The sequence below is a fragment of the Pedobacter cryophilus genome (genome assembly GCF_005116455.1).
GTDB classification, from domain to species: domain Bacteria; phylum Bacteroidota; class Bacteroidia; order Sphingobacteriales; family Sphingobacteriaceae; genus Pseudopedobacter; species Pseudopedobacter cryophilum.
In genome coordinates this window covers 425,201-445,157 of record NZ_SWBP01000002.1, presented here as the reverse complement: position 1 = coordinate 445,157, position 19,957 = coordinate 425,201, and the positions used below count along the sequence as shown (strand labels likewise).

Sequence of the window (19,957 nt, the reverse complement as noted above, 5' to 3'; positions counted from 1 at the left end):
TTCGAGATGAAATTTCTAACAGCAAACATTAACACTAAACCATCCTATTTCTTTTAATTAACCATGCATTTAAAACAGGATAAAAACCTTCTTCTATGCTGGCGTTTACCAGTTCAATTTTATATTGAGCGCATTTAAGATCAAATTCTTTCTTAAAATTATCCATTCTTTCTAAATAAACCTCTTTATACTGAACCGGATTTAATTTGATTTGCTCATTGGTTTCTTTATCAATAAAATGATAAGGACGATTTTCAAAATCAAAGTTTAACTCATGTTTAAGCTCATTTACATTAAAAATAATGACTTCATGTTTGTTATATTTTAAATGCTGTAAAGCTTCAAACAACTCTTCTGAAGAGTTTTGAGAAAGGGAGTTCTCCAATAAATCAGAAAAAATAACTACTAAAGATCGCTTGTGAATTTGCTCGGCAATGAGATGTAAATTTTCAACAATATTGGTCTTTTTTGAATCAGAATTTAACTTAATATGTTGCTCCAATTCATTTAAAATATATTTCTGATGAGATAATGTAGACTTTGCTTGTGTATGAACCTCTATTGTTTCAGCAAAAAGAGTTAACCCAAAAGCATCTCTTTGCCTTTTTAATAAATTGATTAAAGCGGCTGCGGCCAATGCCGAGAATTTAAACTTATTAAGTCCTTTTTCAGGATAATACATAGAAGAAGAACAGTCGATAAGGATTTGACACCTCAAATTAGTTTCTTCTTCAAAACGTTTTACAAAAAGCTTATCAGATCGGGCAAAGAGTTTCCAATCTACATTTTTAACAGAATCACCAACGTTATACAATCTATGTTCGGCAAATTCGACAGAAAAACCGTGAAATGGACTTTTATGTAATCCGGTGATAAAGCCTTCCACCACTTGGTGGGCCAACCATTCTAAGTTTCCAAAGTCATCTAGTTCTAAAAAACTATTCTCGGTGTTTGCCATTTTTAAAAGTATAAATTTAAATTTAGCCTTGCATAAAAAAAGCAGAATGATAATCATCCTGCTTTCTCAATTTCAAATTAAAGTTAACGCTTATTTTGAAAAAACTCCATTATTATTTAACCAAACCAAACCATAAAGCTTATCATCAGAAGTAATATCTAAATCGCCATCATTATCCACATCCTGAATTCTTATCCAGTTTACCCATCTGCCGTTAGCGTTAGCATTATTTTTCAAATTACTAGAAGTTACATCTGTAAAAGCAGTTCCGTTACCTTTTAATAATTGCAAATAATATCCCTGGTAATAACCGGCTTCTGCGTTTCCACTACCTGTTCTAGTAATTAAAATATCTGTTTTACCATCTTTATCGTAATCTAAAAAATCAAAATCTAATACCACTCCATTAGTTGTGTTTTTTGGAATGGTAGTCATTTTTGAAGTTAAATAATTACCTGTTGCATTTCCCCATAATATGATAGTGTTTGCATTATTATGTTCATGTCCGCCGGTAATTAAGTCTAAATAACCATCGTTATTAATATCATACAATTCTGATGAAAAATATCCTTTATTGTAATAAGTATTAGGATACATTGCTGCATCATATTTAAAAGTTCCTTTACCATCATTTATCAAAAACTTGCTAATGCTTTGGTTATTGGTAACAAAAAGATCTAAATCCCCATCATTATCAATATCTCCAGATGTAACTGAGGCAAAATAACCAATACCTACACCTAAGTCTTTAGTAGTAAACTTTCCGTTGGTGTTCAATAAAATTTTAACGCCCTCGCCAGGATATGGATTTGCATCATAACCAGTACCAGCTATAACCACATCTAACCAACCGTTTCCATCAAAATCGCCAACAATAGCTTTTCTACCACTCACCATTTTTGGTGCTCCACCGGTAAAAACTGATTGATCTTTTTGGAATTGGAAAGTGTTGTTTTTAAAAAATTCTACCTCTAAACCCGCATTTGCTTTTCCGTTTCTTGCAACAGCAACAATGTCTATATCTCCATCTTTATCAAAATCACCATAAGCTCTTGCGTTATAAGCATCTTCAAAATAAGCTTCGTTAAGTGTAGTTGTTGGAATAGCAAATGAAAGGTCTATATATAAGTTATTTTTAAGATAAGAACTGTATGAACTATTGTTGTTTAAAGTTAAATTAGGAAGTAAGCCCACCAACAACACATTTGAATAATAATCATTGGTTGTTTCGTTTTGAGCAATTACTTTAAAACTTTGAGAATAGGAAAAATCTATTGCTGATTTACCACTTTCTATTAATGCAGTACCAATTTTTAAGGTCGCTTTATCTGAAATTTTAAAAGTTGGTATCAATTTAGTTAAATCAGTTCCTTTTGGAACTTCAATATTGATATCTTTTCCATCTATTATTGCTTTGTAATCTTTGTCTAAATTAGAATTGTTAGCTTTTAAAAAGCTCAATTCTATTAACTCCTTTTCTGGAGAGTATGGAGATACTCCTGGTAATTGTTCCTTACTGCAAGCAGCAAACAATACTGATAAAATAAAGAGCTTTAAGTAAATATATTTTTTCATATCGGTAAATTTTAAAAAGATGATTTTTTAAAAACGAGAAAATAATTACCCAATTCTACATTTTTAGTGTAATGTACTCTACAAACAAATTGAACTAATTTTCTCATTTTAATGCTTTTAAGGTTTTTACGTACTTACAGCAATTGTGTTACATATTCCTACTATTACTAAGACAAATGGCAGACCATAATTTTTAATCAGTAATTAAGAATTATATTTGAGCATGTTTAATCATTAATTAAACTACAATAGGGTTTAAGTAAAATAAAATGATGGGATTAAAAATTCCGCAATCCCATTTTTTTTTAATGGAGAGAAAGACTTGTAAAAGACAGCAAGACTTAACTTAATAAAGTGAATAGAAATTTGCTTTTCAAAAAAAATAAATTAAAAACCGCACTAAAACACCCCTAATAGTTATCCACATGTTTCGGTATTTGAGGCATAAAACGTATTTTTGAATTATTGATCTAAATAAATAATGAGCGAAGAAAAGGAAGACAAATCAAATTATTCTGCCGATAATATTCAGGTTTTAGAAGGTTTAGAGGCCGTTCGTAAACGTCCGGCAATGTATATTGGTGATACTGGCTTTAAAGGGCTGCATCACTTGGTTTATGAAGTAGTAGATAATTCTATTGATGAGGCTTTAGCAGGTTACTGTTCTCACATTTATGTCACTATACTTAAAGACAATTCCATTAGAGTTTCTGATAATGGACGTGGTATTCCAACTGCCATGCATACCAAAGAAAAAAGATCGGCATTAGAAGTAGTAATGACGGTTTTACACGCTGGTGGTAAATTTGACAAAGACACCTATAAGGTTTCTGGAGGTTTACACGGTGTGGGTGTAAGTTGCGTAAATGCACTTTCAACACATTTAACTGCCGAAATTCACAGAGAAGGTAAAATATTTATGCAAGAGTATTCTTGCGGTAAGCCACTATATCCGGTTAAAGAAACAGGTGTTTCTACCTCAAATGGAACTATAGTAACTTTTACACCTGATGATAGTATTTTTACTCAAACTACAGAATACAAGTTTGACACCATTGCTAGCAGATTAAGAGAATTAGCTTTTTTAAATAAAGGAATACATCTTGATTTAGTAGATGAGCGTGAAACCTTAGAAGATGGAACGTTACTTAATGAGCATTTTTATAGTGAAGGCGGCTTAAGAGAATTTGTAAAATATTTAGACCAAACCAGAACGCCATTAATTCCTGAAGCGATTTATATTGAGGGAGAAAAAAATGGAATACCGGTAGAACTGGCTTTTACTTACAATAATTCTTATACAGAGAATGTACATTCTTATGTAAACAACATTAATACCATTGAAGGTGGAACTCATATAGCAGGTTTTAGACGTGGTTTAACCCGTACTTTAAAGTCTTATGCAGATAAATCTGGATTGCTTAAAAACTTAAAAATTGAAATTACTGGTGACGATTTTAGAGAAGGCTTAACCGCCGTAATTTCTGTAAAAGTACAAGAGCCACAATTTGAAGGACAAACCAAAACCAAACTAGGTAATAATGAAGTAACTGGTGCGGTTGATATTGCAGTTGGAGAAGCATTAGGAAACTTTTTAGAAGAAAACCCTAAAGAAGCAAAACTAATTGTAAATAAAGTAATTATTGCTGCTACAGCCAGAGCTGCCGCCCGTAAGGCCAGAGAAATGGTTCAGCGTAAAAACGTAATGGGTGGATCTGGCTTACCAGGAAAACTTGCCGATTGCGCTAATAAAGACCCTTATGCTTGTGAGTTATATTTAGTCGAGGGAGATTCGGCAGGTGGTACTGCAAAACAAGGTCGTAACAGAGATTTTCAAGCTATTTTACCTTTAAAGGGAAAGATTTTGAACGTTGAAAAAGCCATGGAACACAAAATCTATGAAAACGACGAGATCAAGAATATTTTTACCGCTTTAGGTGTAAGTATAGGTACAGCAGAAGATGATAAGGCTTTAAATATTGACAAACTGAGGTACCACAAAATCATCATCATGACGGATGCGGACATTGATGGTTCTCACATCACCACCCTTATTTTAACTTTCTTTTTCAGATATATGAAAGATTTGATAGAATATGGAAATGTTTACATTGCTGCTCCACCGCTTTACCAAGTTAAAAAAGGAAAAGAATTTGAATATTGCTGGAATGATGCACAAAGAGATGTAGCCATTCAAAGGTTAAAAGGAGCCGGAAAAGAAGATAGTGTACACGTACAACGTTACAAAGGTTTGGGAGAAATGAATGCCGAACAACTTTGGGAAACTACGCTAGATCCAGCCACCAGAACGCTTAAACAAGTAACTATAGAAAACGCGGCCGAGTCTGACCATATTTTTTCTATGCTAATGGGCGATGAAGTTGCACCACGTAGAGAGTTTATAGAAAAGAATGCTAAATACGCTAAAATTGATATTTAATATTAACTCATTATAATACTAAAAATGCTGTTGAGTCTTATTCAACAGCATTTTTTTTTGAGAGGAGATTTTATTTTACTGGCTTATACCTGAGGTATAAAAGTGCGCTTTTTTGAAGCGAAGATTCTATAAATACCTTTTGTATAGTGATACCGTCATCAACAGTCATCATACAGGTATTGGGCGAAATTTCCCCTAAATTATGTGCATAAACCACCAATTCATTTATTTGTACTAGCTGACTTAACCTTACCGTTCTTTCTATCGGTCTTTTTTTGATCTCAGCTTTGTCTATCACTTTTTCTCGGTTCAAGTAAACAGAAACAATATCCCCATCTATTTTCTCGTAATCACTAATCTGAATCTTTACATTTTTGCCCTGCACATCAATAACCTTTGGTATTGTTAAGGCTGTATTTAAAAATGAATCAGGCTTTAATTCAGTTTTTTTAATTTGTGCAAGAATGTCATCAGGTATTGGATCCAAACCATTGCCCTCCTTATTTAATCTTCTCAAAAACACATCTCCAGGATCGCATCTGTAAGCATTATTTGCTAAAGCCCCTTCCCAAGGCCCGGTTAAATGAATGATACTATCTTTAGTAATAAGCTCCAAAACCATATTTTTATAGCAAAAATCTTCTTTGGTAATAGGCCTTTGGTTAATCAATAATTTTAATTCAGAAATGTGAAGCTTATTCCCATCTATGGTACCAATAAAATTCATCTTTCCTAAAAAAGAAAGATAATTTGTTCTGTATATATAGGCATCTCCTTTAATTAAACCATCAAATTCTTCCTTAACGTCTAAAATGTAATATGATCTGTAAGTTCTATTTTCTGCTGTAAGAAAGCCATTCCAAATGCCTTTATATTGCGCTAATACTGAAAAAGGAAATAAAAATAAAATAAGAATAAATTTCTTCATAAACAGTTTAAGGCTTTTTATACTTTAGGTAAATGGCCGCAGTATTTTTTAAATCTGATGAAATATAAACTTTATGTTCAAAATCTCCATCTTTTATAACTATTAAAGAAGTATTTGGTGGAATTTTGCCCAAATTATCAGCTAAGATAGAAAGTTCGTTAGTAATATAATTGGGATTAAGTGCTAGTGTGAAAATATATGGAACCCTCCTTACGCCAATATTTTTCTCTACAACTTCTCTGTTCATAAAAACAGAAACGCGGTCACCGTCCACTTCTTCATAGTCGCTAATAGAGACTACAACAATTTGATTGTAAACTACAATCTCTTTAAACTTGTTTATATGGGTTCCTTTTAAGGTATCAGTAAAAGTAATAACTTGAGTTGGCTGATTGGTTTCAATTTTTAAAGCATCGTTTTTTGAGAGATAAACTAATCCTGGAATACATTCAGGATCATCCAGTATAAAACCTAAAGAATCGATTAAATTATTATCCATTTTAGTATTATTCTTTAATCCAATTCCATCCCATCTACCAAATAAAATTTCGTTTCCGTTTACATCTTTTTTGTAGGTTAATACAAAATTCTTTACGCATGGCTTATATTCTGGAGGTTGAACATTCTCAATTAGCGCTTGCTCAGATTCAAATAAATAAACAGAATCTTTTTTGATATATCCATAAAATCCTAATCTTTCAATCACTATTTTACCTAAATAAGCCTTGGTCTCGCCTGATAAATAATTTTTCTTTTGAACTATATTAACTTCTAAATTATAATCCGGAGCGTAACCGCCAGTATCTTGAGTGATTTTACCTTTCCAAAAGCCATTTAAATTTTGACCGGTGGCTAAGTAAGGAATGAAAATTAAAACCAGCAAAAACTTTATCATAAACAATTGGCTTAATACAAGTTACTTATTTTTAGTAGGATGATAAAATATCTAATTTATTTTTTTGGCTGAGCAACGCCCGGAGAATTGTAATTGTTGTGGATTTTATAAAACATTAAATCGGCAATGCTTATTGCTTTTTGCTTAGCCATTTGAGCTACTTCACCTTCAAAATGTTCATCAACAGTTTCTAAAAACAAAAATTTCCAAGTATTAAAATGGTCTGCGGTAAGCGTATATTTTTCGTTTAAACGAAAATGAGCGTCCATTGGGTTTCCTTTGTATCCCACTTCACCTAATAATATAGATTCCCAAAAGGCATACATAATGGGCAAGTGATGTTCCCAATTAACCTTGGCTACTTCAGTAAAAATATGTCCTAAAGCATCATTAGCAATGGCTTTTTTATAAAAATCATCAACTAATAATTTAATGTCTGCTGCGGTTTGAATATCTTTTTTCATTACGTAGATTTTATCAATCCAATTTACAAAAAACTACGCTTTAATTTTTAGATAATGTTAAACTTAGGTTTTGATAATCTATGATTCCGTTAAATTGCATTAAAATATCGCCTCCTATAACCCCAATAACCAATGGCAAATCTAATTTCTCATAAGCAAATTTAATAGCCGAAAGATCAAAAACCGGAGCTTCGTAATTTTCTATCATTAAATCTCCTAATTTTAATTCGGGGCAATTCACAAAATAACGTTCCATAGTAGTAGTTCCTAAACCTATGGCATGTTGATCTGGAATATGAATAATTTGATCTTGGGGAGCTAAGCCAGAAATAATATCCATATCAAAAGCAGATTTTGATGCGCCAGTATCTAAAACCGCTTTAAAATTTTGTCCAAAAACAACAACTTCCACCAAAAGGTGGAAGCCGTCGCCCTGCAAGTCTACCACTTGCAAGGGTAAATAATATTGAGTCATTTAGTTTAAATAAACTTAGAATCAACTAAAACCTGATTCATATTTCTAACCGCATCAGCGCTTTTGTTAAATTCTGCTTTTTCAGCATCGCTTAGTTTAAAGTTAATAATTTTTTCCCATCCGTTTCTACCTAAAACTACCGGTACCACTAAAGAAATATCGCTTTGGCCATATTCGCCATTTAAAGCAACACCGCAAGAAATCAATTTTTTCTCGTCACGTACAATCGCTTCAACCATTGCAGCAGTACCAGCACCTGGCGCATACCAAGCAGAAGTTCCAATTAATTTGGTTAAAGTAGCACCACCAACCATAGTTGCGGCAACTATTTTATCTTGTTGTTCTTTAGTTAATAATTGCGTTACCGGAATGCTATTCCAAGTAGCGTGGTTAATTAAAGGAATCATAGTGGTATCACCATGCCCACCAATAACTACAGCATTTAAATCTGCCGGAGAGCAACCTAATTCTAAACTTAAATAATATTTAAAACGAGCAGAATCTAAAGCACCGCCCATTCCTAAAATTCTTTCTTTAGGTAAGCCCGATGTTTTTAAGGTCAAATAATTCATGGTATCCATTGGGTTAGAAACCACAATGATGATGGTATTTGGAGAATGTTTTAAAATACTTTCTGTTACCGATTTTACAATTCCTGCGTTAGTTCCAATTAACTCTTCACGAGTCATTCCTGGTTTACGAGGCAAACCAGATGTAATTACTACCACTTCAGAATCTGCAGTTGCAGCATAATCATTAGTTACCCCTTTAATTTTGGTATCAAAACCTAAATAAGCAGCAGTTTGCATCATATCAATAGCTTTACCTTCGGCAAAACCTTCTCTAATGTCTAACAAAATTAACTCTTCTGCTAATTCTCTTCTGGCAATGTTATCAGCACAGGTTGCGCCTACTGCCCCTGCTCCAACTACGGTAATTTTCATCTGTTTATTTTGATTTATGTGAATTTATTGATTGATTGCCGAAGTTAATAAAACATCAGTTTTTACAGAAAGATTTATAGTTTTTTTACACAAAATCAAAAAAACAAGGCTTAGTTATTTATTTTCTCCTTTTCTTTAAGCTTAAAAAATCTTGTAAATTTTCTTTTTTGAAAAGCAAATGCATGGTAGTTAATTTAAGGCAGTCCGGTGCTCTGCTAAATTTTTTGCACCTCCCCTTTTTTCCAAACACGGCAAAAAGATACCGCTGCCGCCCCGGTTTATACTACTCAGGCTTTTGCTCATCAATAGCAGCGCCGACCTACTGATAAATAAACAAATGTTTTTAATGAAAATAGAACGGGATTAAAGATTTTTAAAACAAAACCTTATTTAGGTAGCCCATTGCTGATTGTCTTTTACAAGACCATGAGTACTTACAAAATCACTAACAGATACACCTACAAATTTTTTGAAATTTTTGGAAAAGGTAAATCGAGAATTAAATAAACATTGTTCTCCTAAAGAAGCCACCGTGAACTTTTCAAGATACCCTTGTTTAATAAGTGTTAATGCATAATTCACTTTAACCAAATTACCAAAATCATTGATAGAATAATGGCAATAGTATTTGAATATAAAATCTAAATGACGTTTTGGTATTTTTAATTCCCTAGCTAAAGTTTCGGCATTTAAAGTGGTTTTAGATATTAGCGGTGCTGATTGTTGTAATGTTTTGATTTCTAGAATGATGTAGTCTATCCTGTTTATTAGAGTTTGCTGCACAATTTTGTCTTTATCTTCTATTACAAGTAAGGGTTTGTGATTCCATATTTGAAAATCTTGCGGCTCATCTTCATTTTCTTGAATACTCTTTAGTAATGCATGCTCGCCAAAAATAATTACGGGGTTTTTAAACATGTATATCAGAATGATTAACCAAACACAAGATGAAAATCTATAAAAGGTATTCAAATTCATTTTAACAGTTAAATCTTGAAACAGAAAGCAGTTTGAATAAACAACCAGCAAAAAAGTGACTGCTAACATCAGTAGTAACCATGTTTTTGTAGTTTGATAATTTGCCCTATCTAACAGAGATGACTTTTTCTTAAAAACATATTGCCTTGCAATTTTGATATTAAATGTAAAATAGGTAACGGAGTAAACTAGGTAGAATATTCTGTTGATGCCATAATTAACAAACACTAAGTTTATTAAAATAAATATAGTTGGAATGATGAAATGCAACAGTTCTTTATTAAAATTCCCTGTACCATCAATTAATCTTTTAAAGAATAAATAGTAAACGGGTACAATGTAAACTGCAAGCACAGGCATAATTTTTAAAGGGCTATACGTTTTGTTTATAAACCCCAATACTTCTATCGCATAAAGAAAACGTTGCAAACCAACTACTATCAAAATAGCTATTAAATACTCATTTGTTTTGCGATTTGGCTTTTGATTAAAAAGCATCAGTAAAACCACAAACAAGCACAAAAAGCCAACTAGTAATGATATAACATTTAAAAACATGTGTCAAATATTCAAAATATGTCACGAATATAGAAATTTAACTGCCTCTATTTTTCTTACCCTAACCTTTGTAGTTGCTTTACGTAACAGTTAAAAAAAATATAAAAATTATGAAAAAACTCTCCTTTTCTTTCTTAGTCATTTTAGGACTTCTTCTGTCATTAAATATAAATGCTCAAACAAACGTAACCTCATCTGGTATGTCTATTCAAGGAATAGCCCGGGATGAAAACAACGCAGCTATAGCCAATATAGATCAGCTAGCTTTGGTATTTACCGTTTATTATTTAGGAACCGGTAATAGTGAACAACCTATACTCACAAGAACAGCAAATGTAAAAACTGATAATTTTGGGGTATTCTCCTACGTGTTAGATATTGATCAAACAATTTACAATCAAATTGGGACACACTCAGCTTATTTAAAAGTTACTCAAGGAAGTGTAGTTTTTTCTAATGAAAAATTACAAGCAGTACCCTATTCAATTTTTGCGCAAAACGGAGTTCCTACAGGCGCTATCATGCCTTTTGTTGGCACAACGGCCCCACAAGGTTGGCTGCTTTGTGATGGGAGTAACATTCCCGTTAATGATTATACAACAAATTTAAGAACTCTTTTAGGTACAACAACCACACCTGATTTAAGAGCCATGTTTTTACGAGGAGCTGGTTCAGGAAATAGCCATACTGGCCCTGCTTTAAAAACAGTGCAACAAGATGATTTAAAACAGCATTTACATGGTATTAATATTAATACGTCCTCCAACGGTTATCACACACACTATATTGCAAGAAGAAGAAATGGAAGCGACGGTACTTATGACAAAAACGATGCGCATAATGAAGAGAATTCCGCCGCTACAACTGACAATATTATCATAGGACAATTTCAAACCACTGGGGCTGGAGACCATACTCATAACGTAAACGGAAATACGAGCAATACAGGTGGTACAGAAACTCGCCCAATTAACTATGGTGTAAACTACATCATCAAATTATAAGCTTAGCAAGATTCTTCTTGACTTTTTTCTTTTTATTCTAAAACAAATTCTGATGAAGAAATACATACTCGTATTGTCCTTAATCTTGTTAAGCTGTGGTGTTTTATTAGCTCAGGAACAAAAAGGTGTGGCTACTGTAATTGGTGCCGCATCTTCAAATAATGAAAATCTTAACCGTACATTAACCACAACAGTTAACGGCGTAAATAGAACAATTACCATTCAAAAAGTGAGTGTAAGTGTTGGTTTACCCTACATGGGGGTTATTAATGCTCCACATTCTGCTACCCCTACTCAATATTATAAGCATGATTTAGGTTTCCCTTGGGGAATTAGGTACCGTTACAATACTTTTTCAGAAGATGCTTTTACGGTATCAAAAGGCTATTTCAGCGACAGAATTGAGCTTAATTGGGATATCAAGCAAAACAGAGATAGGATCATTAGCCTTTCTATTTACCGAACCGAAGATATTGATAGCCAAAACCCAAGTTGGGGAAGTGTTTTAAAAACCTTACCAGCTGATGCCGGAACTTTTGTTGATAATAATGTAGAGGGTGGAAAGCTATATCGTTATAAAGTGGCGGCTAAGGGTGTAGAAGCTGATGGCGTAGAAATTCTTTATACAACCTACATTACTGGAATAGGTTACAGAAATCCAACAGGAGTAATTACAGGGAACGTAAGCTTTACAGGTGGTAACCCGGTTAAAGATGTAATGGTTGTAGCCAATCCAACAGGTAAATCAACATTTTTTGGCAGTTCACTAAAAGTGCCATTAGGTGGTTATATTAACGTACCTAGATTAAGTGCCAATCTTAAGGACTCGGTAACTTTACAAGCTTGGGTTAAACCAGATAATACATTTAATAATGACATACTTAATCTATACAAATTAGAAAGTAATGCTAATGAAACTTTAGATTTCAAGTTTAAAATGGCTCAATCTGGCAGTAATAATATTTTAACTGGATGGGTTGGTGCTTACTATATTACTATAGCTAATTATATTCCAAGCGGAGAAATTGATAATAAAGGCGATGATGTTTTCATCCCAATAACAAATATAAACACATCATTTACTCATTTTAGTGCAGTGATAAGGGATAACAAAGTACCAGAGATTTACATTAATGGTCGACATATTTCTCAAACTTATGTAACTAAAATGAATGGCATTTTTGCTAAAAATACATTATCAGGTACACCACCTTCTGCAACTTTTACCAGTAATAATTTATCTATCAAATTCAATACATCTGCTAGCAATCATTCTCAAGTTTGGTCTCATTTTAAAATGGGAGGCGGAAAAACGGCTTATTTAGATGAATTTAGAGTTTGGGAAACGGCGCTTACTCCAACTCAAATCCAAAGGGACTTCCGCAGATATTTAAGTGGAGGCGAAAACGGCTTAAATACCTACATCACCGCCAATGAAAAAATAGGCGATTATGCTTATGATTTAGCACATAATGGTTTTAATTATCATGGTAATGATGCAAAACTAAGTAATCCATTATTATCAACTGCTAATACACCAACTTTTGATAACTCTGGTAATAATATTCCAACCAATACCCAATTAGGTATTTTAGGGGTTACAGATGAGTTTGGGAATTATGTGATATCCGCTATACCTTACAAAGGTAATGGAGATTCTTTTACCATTATTCCTTCATTGGGTAAACATGAATTCAATCCCAAACAACAATTGGCCTATATTGGTGTAGGCTCTACCGTAATTAACAAAGTAGACTTTATAGATAAATCGTCTTTTGTATTTAAAGGAATTGCGGTTTATGATAGTAGAGATGTTTTTCCTCATACATCTGACGCACCAATAACTGGAGATATTAAAGAAAATGAAGCTTACAATGCCTACGTAAAAGGTAATGTTAAATATCAAAAAGGAGAATATTGGGCGGTAAAAGACGCCTCAGGGAAAATAACACAACTGAATAGATATGCGCAAATTCCGGTTCCAGAGGCAAACGTATTTATTGATAATGTACAAGCCATTGATGCCTTTAATATACCTATCCAAACAGATATTAATGGACGGTTTACCATTGAAGTACCTATAGGGCAACATGCAATAAGTATAAGTAAAAGCGGACATACTTTTGATTTTGAAGGCAGGTATCCTGCAAGAAATATTTCTGTAGTAAACGGAATAACTACTACTACAAATACCTACCAAGACTTTTTTGAGGACCGTGACGAACCTATTACGTTTATTGATAACACTAAAGTTACGGTAGTTGGCAGGGTTGTAGGCGGCACCGTACAAGCTGATAAAGAAATTGGATTTGGTGCAGATGGTAAAAAAACTTATGCTTATAAAGATGCAAACGGCGTAAGCAGAACAACCGTTTACACCTCTGAAAACAATATTGGTACAGCAAATTTAACGCTTGGTTACCTCCCTACTGGTGCAACTAGCGTAACGCCAGAATATAAAACCAGCTTTAAAACCAATGCTGAAACAGGAGAATATCGCGTAGCATTATTACCATTAAATTATATATTATCTAAAAATGATTTAACATTTACCAGTGGTAAAAACCCCGATAATATACCAATTTTAGACGCTGATAGAACCATTAATTTTACCGCCATTAATGGATTAAAATATCCAACGTTTGTTCAAGGAAAAGATACCATAACAGGTAAACCCTATCAAGAAGTATTAAAATTTACTCATGTTGCAGCACCTATTCATCAGGTGTTAAGCCAAACTTCTGATCAAACTATGGTTAGTAATGGCATCACCTACACCATAGCACCCACACAAAATACGCCTATTTACACCCAATTTTTAAATTATAGCATTGAGGTGCAAGGGCAAGAAATTTATAAAAATTACGATAAAAGTTTAACCAATCCGGTAGTAAGTACGGTGCCGGTAGAAGGTGGAGAATTGGTGCCCACCAATAATTTAGCGTTAGCAGAGAGTGAGAAAATTGAAGTTTCTACCAAAGATCCTAGTATTTTGATTTATAGTTTTCAAGGAGGAACACCAAATACCGATATAGGAACAGGTTTTAAAAGAACAATTAATTTAAAATTTAGAACAAACGGTATTGATTATCCTGTACTTAATTATAAAACAGATGGTATTTTATTAGGTGGTGTGAGTGATGGTTCGCAAACATTTGTAACCGCAGGACCAGAAATACCTGATATTATATTAAGAGACCCACCCGGTTCTGGTAGTTCTGCAACTATAGAAAAAGGTTCTTCTTTTAGTTTCACTAAAGAAACTACAACAACAGGCACCTCAGGAACCGACTTTAGTTCAACAATATCTGCTGGAACAACATTAACATTGTCTGGCGGTTTAGTGCCACTGCCAGAAATTACAACTGAAGCGACAGCTGATGCCACAGCAGGAATGACTTCTACCAGTTCAACTACTGATGGGAAAAGTGTGAGCACCACGTATTCATTTAGTCAAACTATTTCTACAAGTGATGACCCAGACTGGATTGGAAGCGACGCCGATATTTATATTGGAACTTCGGCCAATCAATTTTACGGGACTTATAACGATTTGGTAGTCACAACTGAAAGGAATACTGTTCCAATTGCCGTAACCTATATGAATGGTGCAGTTAAAACAGCTGCAAACATATATCCTAAGGTAAATAAAGCCATGTACTTTAGCGACTCGCCAGAGAAAACAACATTTGTATATACACAACGTAATATTTTAACAGAGCTTATACCTAGTTATTTAGATATTATTGCTCAAATAAACGCAGGAACACTTAAAGAAAATCAAAATGGTGTACTTACAAAAAGTGCTTACAATTCATCCATTAATCTTTGGAGAAAAATAATTTTAAATAACGAGTTACAAAAATACCAAGCTTTTAAAGATAAAGACCAGTTGAAAGCGTCTTTAAATTCTATTATTGAGAGCTTAAAAGACCCTGTAACTAAAAAATTATCTCCTTCTGATAAAGCACTTCAAGACTTACTAAATAAAACTTTTTTCGAAAACATTTCTTTTGATGCCGGTATAGGCGAAATAACAAAAGGACTCGGTATAGGGCGTTTAAGCTCTACTTCCTATGCTTATGAAGTGCAAGTAGATGAAGCTTTTATTGTTGCATCTGGGCTTACGGTTAATGATTCTGGCTTTGCTATGGAAAGTACAACCAGTACGGGGTCTGGTTCTGGCAGTGCAGATACGGATGATGACGAAGAGACTACTACCATTACTTATACCTTAAAGGATAATGATGCAAATAACCTATTAAGTGTAGATGTCATCAATGCTTTTGATGGCAATGGACCAATTTTTATCACCAAAGGTGGGCAAACATCATGTCCTTATGAGGGGCCAGAATTATCACATTTTTACAATCCAACACATCCAAATGTTACCAACCCATCAGCAACTATTGTTGATCTTCCTACAGCTAGCCAGGTGCAGTTATCTTTACCAACTATAGCGATAGAAAAACCAGAGATTACCGTTACAGCAGCAGATGTTGCAGGCATATTTGATGGTAGAAATGCCGAGTTTGTATTGCATTTACGCAACACAAGTACGGTAAATAAAGATGCTTCTTTCATGCTATTGGTTGATCAAGCGAGCAACCCTGATAATGCAGCTATCAACATTGAGCCAAATGGAACCATCGTAAATATCCCGGCAGGAAAAACAGTTTCCTACACCATGACACTTAAAAAAGTGAAGCAAGATCAGTTTGATTATAAAAACATCAAAGTTTCATTAGCTTCTATTTGTGATGAAAACGCAGTGGATACCGTGTTGGTCTCTGCAACTTTTGTTCCTGCTTGTTCTCCGGTAAGTATTCTAGCACCATCTAATAATTGGTTATTAAATAGAAATACCGCATTTACAGGTGTAGCAACCAAACCAGTGAACATTAAATTGGGAGATTTTAACACCAGTTTTGCCAGTTTCCAAAAAATTAGTTTAGAATACAGGTTAAAAGGCACTCCAAATTGGATTGGCTTAAGAACCTTTTATAAAACTCAGCAAGATTATACTATTGCTTTAACCGGTGGAGACACCAATATTGAATTAATTGTTGGTGCTGAGTTAAATTACAATTGGGATATTGCCGCTATTGGCTTAGCTAATGGAACTTATGAGTTAAGGGCTCGTACAAGTTGCAATAACCAAACAGCCTTTGAATCGGCAATCATCGAAGGAAAAGTAGACCTTACTTCGCCAGTTTTATTTGGTACACCAACACCAAAAAACGGTATTTTAGGTTTGGGTGATGATATTACCTTACGCTTTAACGAAGCTGTTAAAACCAATGGAACGGTTTCTAAATTCGAGTTTTTGGTGCAAAAAAATCAAAGCCCTGTAAAGCATGAAGTTTCATTGGCTTTTGATGGAGCTAGCAATACCGCAACCATCAACAAACCGGCGATAACAACAGGTAGTTTCAGTATCGAGTTTTGGTTGAAAAACACCACCACATCAGCGACCGCAGTTCTTTTAAATCAAAATAATGGGATTAAAATAGAATTAAATGGTACAGCTTTAAAGTATACGATAGGTGGGCAAAGCATTCAAACTACCATCACCAAAGATAATACCTTTAACCATTATGCACTTTCTTATGATGCAACTGCAAATATATTAAGAATCATTGAAAATGATAAGGAAGTACAAGTTTCATCTTTAAGTACTAAACTTAATTTCACCAATGAAAACCCAATAATAATTGGAGGAAATACCTTTAAAGGAAACATTCATGATTTACGTTTTTGGAAACGAGCGATCACCAGAGAAGCTTCTGTTGCAAGTATGAACTCCGTTTTAAACGGTAATGAAACAGACCTTTTAGGCTATTGGCCAATTAATGAAGGGAACGGATTATTAGCAAATGATTTAGCTAGATACAAACATTTGGTAATTGCCAACACCAATTGGGATATCACTCCAAAAGGTACAGCCTACAATTTTGATGGAACAAACTATTTAACCTTTGCTGATGCTGCCAAAGTGATTATTTCTAAAGAAATGGATGCCACACTTTCATTTTGGATGAAAACCAAACAAAGTGCTACAGCTACATTATTATCAAACGGAAAAGGCGATGACAGCGAAGCTTTAGAAAGTAACGGTTTTAGAAATAAATGGGCGATAAACCTAAATGCAGCAGGTAATGTGGAGTTAAAGGCCGAAGGAAAATCATTTCCTTTTGGAACTGTAAAAGTGAACAACAACAGTTGGCATCATGTGGCATTAAGCTTAACCAGAAATGGCTCTATCCGTATGTATGTTGACGGTAACCAAGTTGGTTCTTATGCCAGCATTGATTTGGGAGGATTTTCATCCAGCAGTATTTTTGTGGGTGCCCGTGGCAAAGTAAATCCTTTAACTATAGACCAAAACTATGTAGGTTTAATAGATGAATTATCCCTTTGGGAAACCGCCAGAGATGCCGAGCAAATCAAAGCAGACCAATTCCATGAGCTAGATTTTAATACTACAGGTTTACTACTTTATTCTACATTTAATAAGCCAGAATTATCAAATGGCAATGGCCCAACGTATTATTATCCTTTAAACAGTTTTGAGAAAACAAGCAGTTATGCTTTATTGAATAATAAACCTTTAGCTTTTTCTGAAGAAACACCGGCTATTAAACCACTTCGTCCAACGGAATCAATTGTTGTAAATGCTGTTATAAACGGCGACCAAATTGCATTAAATCCCGAAATTACTGATTGGTCTAGCGTTGAAGGTAAAGTAGCTTACATAACGGTTTCTAACCTAAACGACATGGCGGATAACAGGCAGTTATCACCTATAACATGGAGTGCACTTATCAATAAAAATCCGGTAAAATGGTTTGTTGAAGGGCATAGTGATGTAGTGAGTATGATAAAAAGAGCTAATGAGAATCTCACTTTTGATATCACCATTATTAATAAAGGCGGTACAAATCAAGATTATACTATTGAATTACCTGCTTGGCTAACCTTATCTGCAAATTCGGGTAACATTGCGCCAAACACTAAAATGACCCTTAAGGCAACTGTAGATAGTGATTTAGCTATAGGTAACTATAACACTATTTTATCTTTAATTACCAATTACGGCTATAACGAGAAAATTCAACTCGACTTAAGAGTACTAGAAAAAGAACCGAATTTTGATTTAGACCCAAGTAAGTTTAGCCAATCTATGAATATTATTGGTAGGGTAAAATTGGGTGACATTTTCACTGATGACCTTTATGATAAAGTAGTAGCCACAGTTAATGGCGATATTAGAGGGGTAACTAGTGTTATTTATGATGCAAGTTTAAAAGAGCATTTTGTTTACTTAACAATTTACAGCAACCAGGTGAGCGGAGAAAATGTGTCATTTTATATTTGGGATGCATCAGACGGGAAATTGAAAGAAGCAGTTTTAAATGATCAATTTACCATACCTTATTTGGCCGATGAAATCATAGGGAACTATACCAATCCAGCAATTTTTAAAAACACCGAAGTTACAGGTCAGCAAATTTCATTAAACCAAGGCTGGACATGGACCTCCTTTAACGTTACCGATGCTAGATTTAACAACTTAAATGAGCTTACCAAACCTCTTAGCCTAGGTACATCAGATTTAATCATGTCTAATGCACCTGCATTGTTTGATGCTTACCAAGTAAGTGCAACTAACCCTGCAGAAAGTGGATGGGCGGGTACAGTTTCTAGTAATGGCGGTATCTCTAACAATAAAATGTATAAAATTAAACTAGGCATCGCCCAAAAATTAAATATTAAAGGGGTGCCTATAGATTTAAATACATGGTTTATCAATTTATCTACCAATTGGAATTGGTTCCCATTTGTAGTTTCTAAAAATATCCCTCTTGCTGATGCACTGGCTAATTTAAATGCAAGTGATGGTGATGTAATTAAATCACAAGCTGCATTTGCAATTTATAGTACAACAGTGGGCTGGAAAGGTACTTTAACATACTTAAAAGCTGGCGAAGGTTACATGTTAAATACGGGTATCGCTCAAAAATTCACTTACCCAGAGTATTTGAACAGACAAAACACCCAAACCAATCCTTCTCCAGTTATAAAGGTAAACGGCGTTTCAGTTACATCGGTTGTAGATGTTAAAGAAGAAAACACGCAACTTTCTGCCAACTATGCAAAGTTTAGTCATACCATGAGTGCTGTGGTAAAATTACCAGAAGGATTTCAAGACCTCACCTTTTACAATGAGAATGGCGAATTAAGAGGTCAAATCCAAACTCAAAATGTACAAGGGGTAGATTTGGCTTTCATCACTCTTTATGGCGATAAACCAGAAAAGCTTACTGCTTATATCGGCTCTGGAAGTAATCTTCAAGCTACTTCTAAGTCAATTAGCTTTTCAGCAGATGCCGTTTTAGGAAGTATTGCCAATCCAGTTGTGATTACTTTAGGAACAGAAAAACTCAGCGTTTTTCCAAATCCTTTCCTTCATAATTTCGAAATTATGGTAAACAGTGACAAAACTGGAGAAGCTAAAATCATCATCTCCAATATGTTTAGTCAAACAGTGTTTGAAAATACTGTGAAAACTAATTTAGGAGTTAACGTTTGGAAAATACAGCCTAATATCCCTGCTGGGTCTTACATACTTAGCGTTAAAATGGATGATAAAGTGATCTATCAAAAAATAATAAAGAACTAAAATTTAAATCCCGTAGCATGATATTTTTAACATCATGCTACGGATTAAAAAATAT

The 19,957-nt window shown here is 34.0% G+C and carries 11 protein-coding genes; 3 read left to right on the top strand and 8 right to left on the bottom strand.

The window, feature by feature from the left end:
- Nucleotides 1–34 precede the first annotated feature (34 nt).
- Together FA046_RS07175 and FA046_RS07170 are read right to left on the bottom strand one after the other, a co-directional pair.
- On the bottom strand, nucleotides 35–958 hold the full coding sequence (locus FA046_RS07175; protein ID WP_136825705.1) for a DUF58 domain-containing protein: 924 nt from the start codon (nucleotides 956–958) through the stop codon (nucleotides 35–37).
- 90 nt (nucleotides 959–1,048) lie between these two features.
- Nucleotides 1,049–2,533, bottom strand: a complete 1,485-nt coding sequence (locus FA046_RS07170; protein ID WP_136825704.1) for an FG-GAP repeat domain-containing protein — start codon at nucleotides 2,531–2,533, stop codon at nucleotides 1,049–1,051.
- A 481-nt stretch (nucleotides 2,534–3,014) separates the two neighbouring features.
- Here FA046_RS07170 and gyrB point away from each other — a divergent pair, with 481 nt between their 5' ends.
- Nucleotides 3,015–4,973 carry a DNA topoisomerase (ATP-hydrolyzing) subunit B gene (gene gyrB / locus FA046_RS07165; RefSeq protein ID WP_136825703.1) on the top strand — a complete coding sequence of 653 codons (1,959 nt, stop codon included), beginning with the start codon at nucleotides 3,015–3,017 and terminating at the stop codon, nucleotides 4,971–4,973.
- 70 nt (nucleotides 4,974–5,043) lie between these two features.
- Here gyrB and FA046_RS07160 read toward each other — a convergent pair whose 3' ends face one another.
- The 6 genes from FA046_RS07160 to FA046_RS07135 all read right to left on the bottom strand — a co-directional run bounded on the left by FA046_RS07160 (nucleotide 5,044) and on the right by FA046_RS07135 (nucleotide 10,215).
- Complete coding sequence (locus FA046_RS07160; protein WP_136825702.1) at nucleotides 5,044–5,901, bottom strand: hypothetical protein; 858 nt, start codon at nucleotides 5,899–5,901, stop codon at nucleotides 5,044–5,046.
- A gap of 7 nt (nucleotides 5,902–5,908) precedes the next feature.
- Nucleotides 5,909–6,796 carry a hypothetical protein gene (locus FA046_RS07155; RefSeq protein WP_136825701.1) on the bottom strand — a complete coding sequence of 296 codons (888 nt, stop codon included), beginning with the start codon at nucleotides 6,794–6,796 and terminating at the stop codon, nucleotides 5,909–5,911.
- A 56-nt stretch (nucleotides 6,797–6,852) separates the two neighbouring features.
- Nucleotides 6,853–7,260 carry a group III truncated hemoglobin gene (locus tag FA046_RS07150; RefSeq protein ID WP_136825700.1) on the bottom strand — a complete coding sequence of 136 codons (408 nt, stop codon included), beginning with the start codon at nucleotides 7,258–7,260 and terminating at the stop codon, nucleotides 6,853–6,855.
- A gap of 40 nt (nucleotides 7,261–7,300) precedes the next feature.
- A complete protein-coding gene (locus FA046_RS07145; protein ID WP_136825699.1) occupies nucleotides 7,301–7,735 on the bottom strand; it encodes an aspartyl protease family protein in 435 nt (144 codons plus the stop codon).
- Between the two features lie 5 nt (nucleotides 7,736–7,740).
- On the bottom strand, nucleotides 7,741–8,679 hold the full coding sequence (gene mdh, locus FA046_RS07140) for a malate dehydrogenase (RefSeq protein WP_136825698.1): 939 nt from the start codon (nucleotides 8,677–8,679) through the stop codon (nucleotides 7,741–7,743).
- A 390-nt stretch (nucleotides 8,680–9,069) separates the two neighbouring features.
- Nucleotides 9,070–10,215 carry a helix-turn-helix domain-containing protein gene (locus FA046_RS07135; protein WP_136825697.1) on the bottom strand — a complete coding sequence of 382 codons (1,146 nt, stop codon included), beginning with the start codon at nucleotides 10,213–10,215 and terminating at the stop codon, nucleotides 9,070–9,072.
- A gap of 110 nt (nucleotides 10,216–10,325) precedes the next feature.
- Here FA046_RS07135 and FA046_RS07130 point away from each other — a divergent pair, with 110 nt between their 5' ends.
- Both FA046_RS07130 and FA046_RS07125 read left to right on the top strand, forming a co-directional pair.
- On the top strand, nucleotides 10,326–11,219 hold the full coding sequence (locus tag FA046_RS07130; protein WP_136825696.1) for a tail fiber protein: 894 nt from the start codon (nucleotides 10,326–10,328) through the stop codon (nucleotides 11,217–11,219).
- 52 nt (nucleotides 11,220–11,271) lie between these two features.
- A complete protein-coding gene (locus FA046_RS07125; protein ID WP_136825695.1) occupies nucleotides 11,272–19,902 on the top strand; it encodes a LamG-like jellyroll fold domain-containing protein in 8,631 nt (2,876 codons plus the stop codon).
- Nucleotides 19,903–19,957 lie beyond the last annotated feature (55 nt).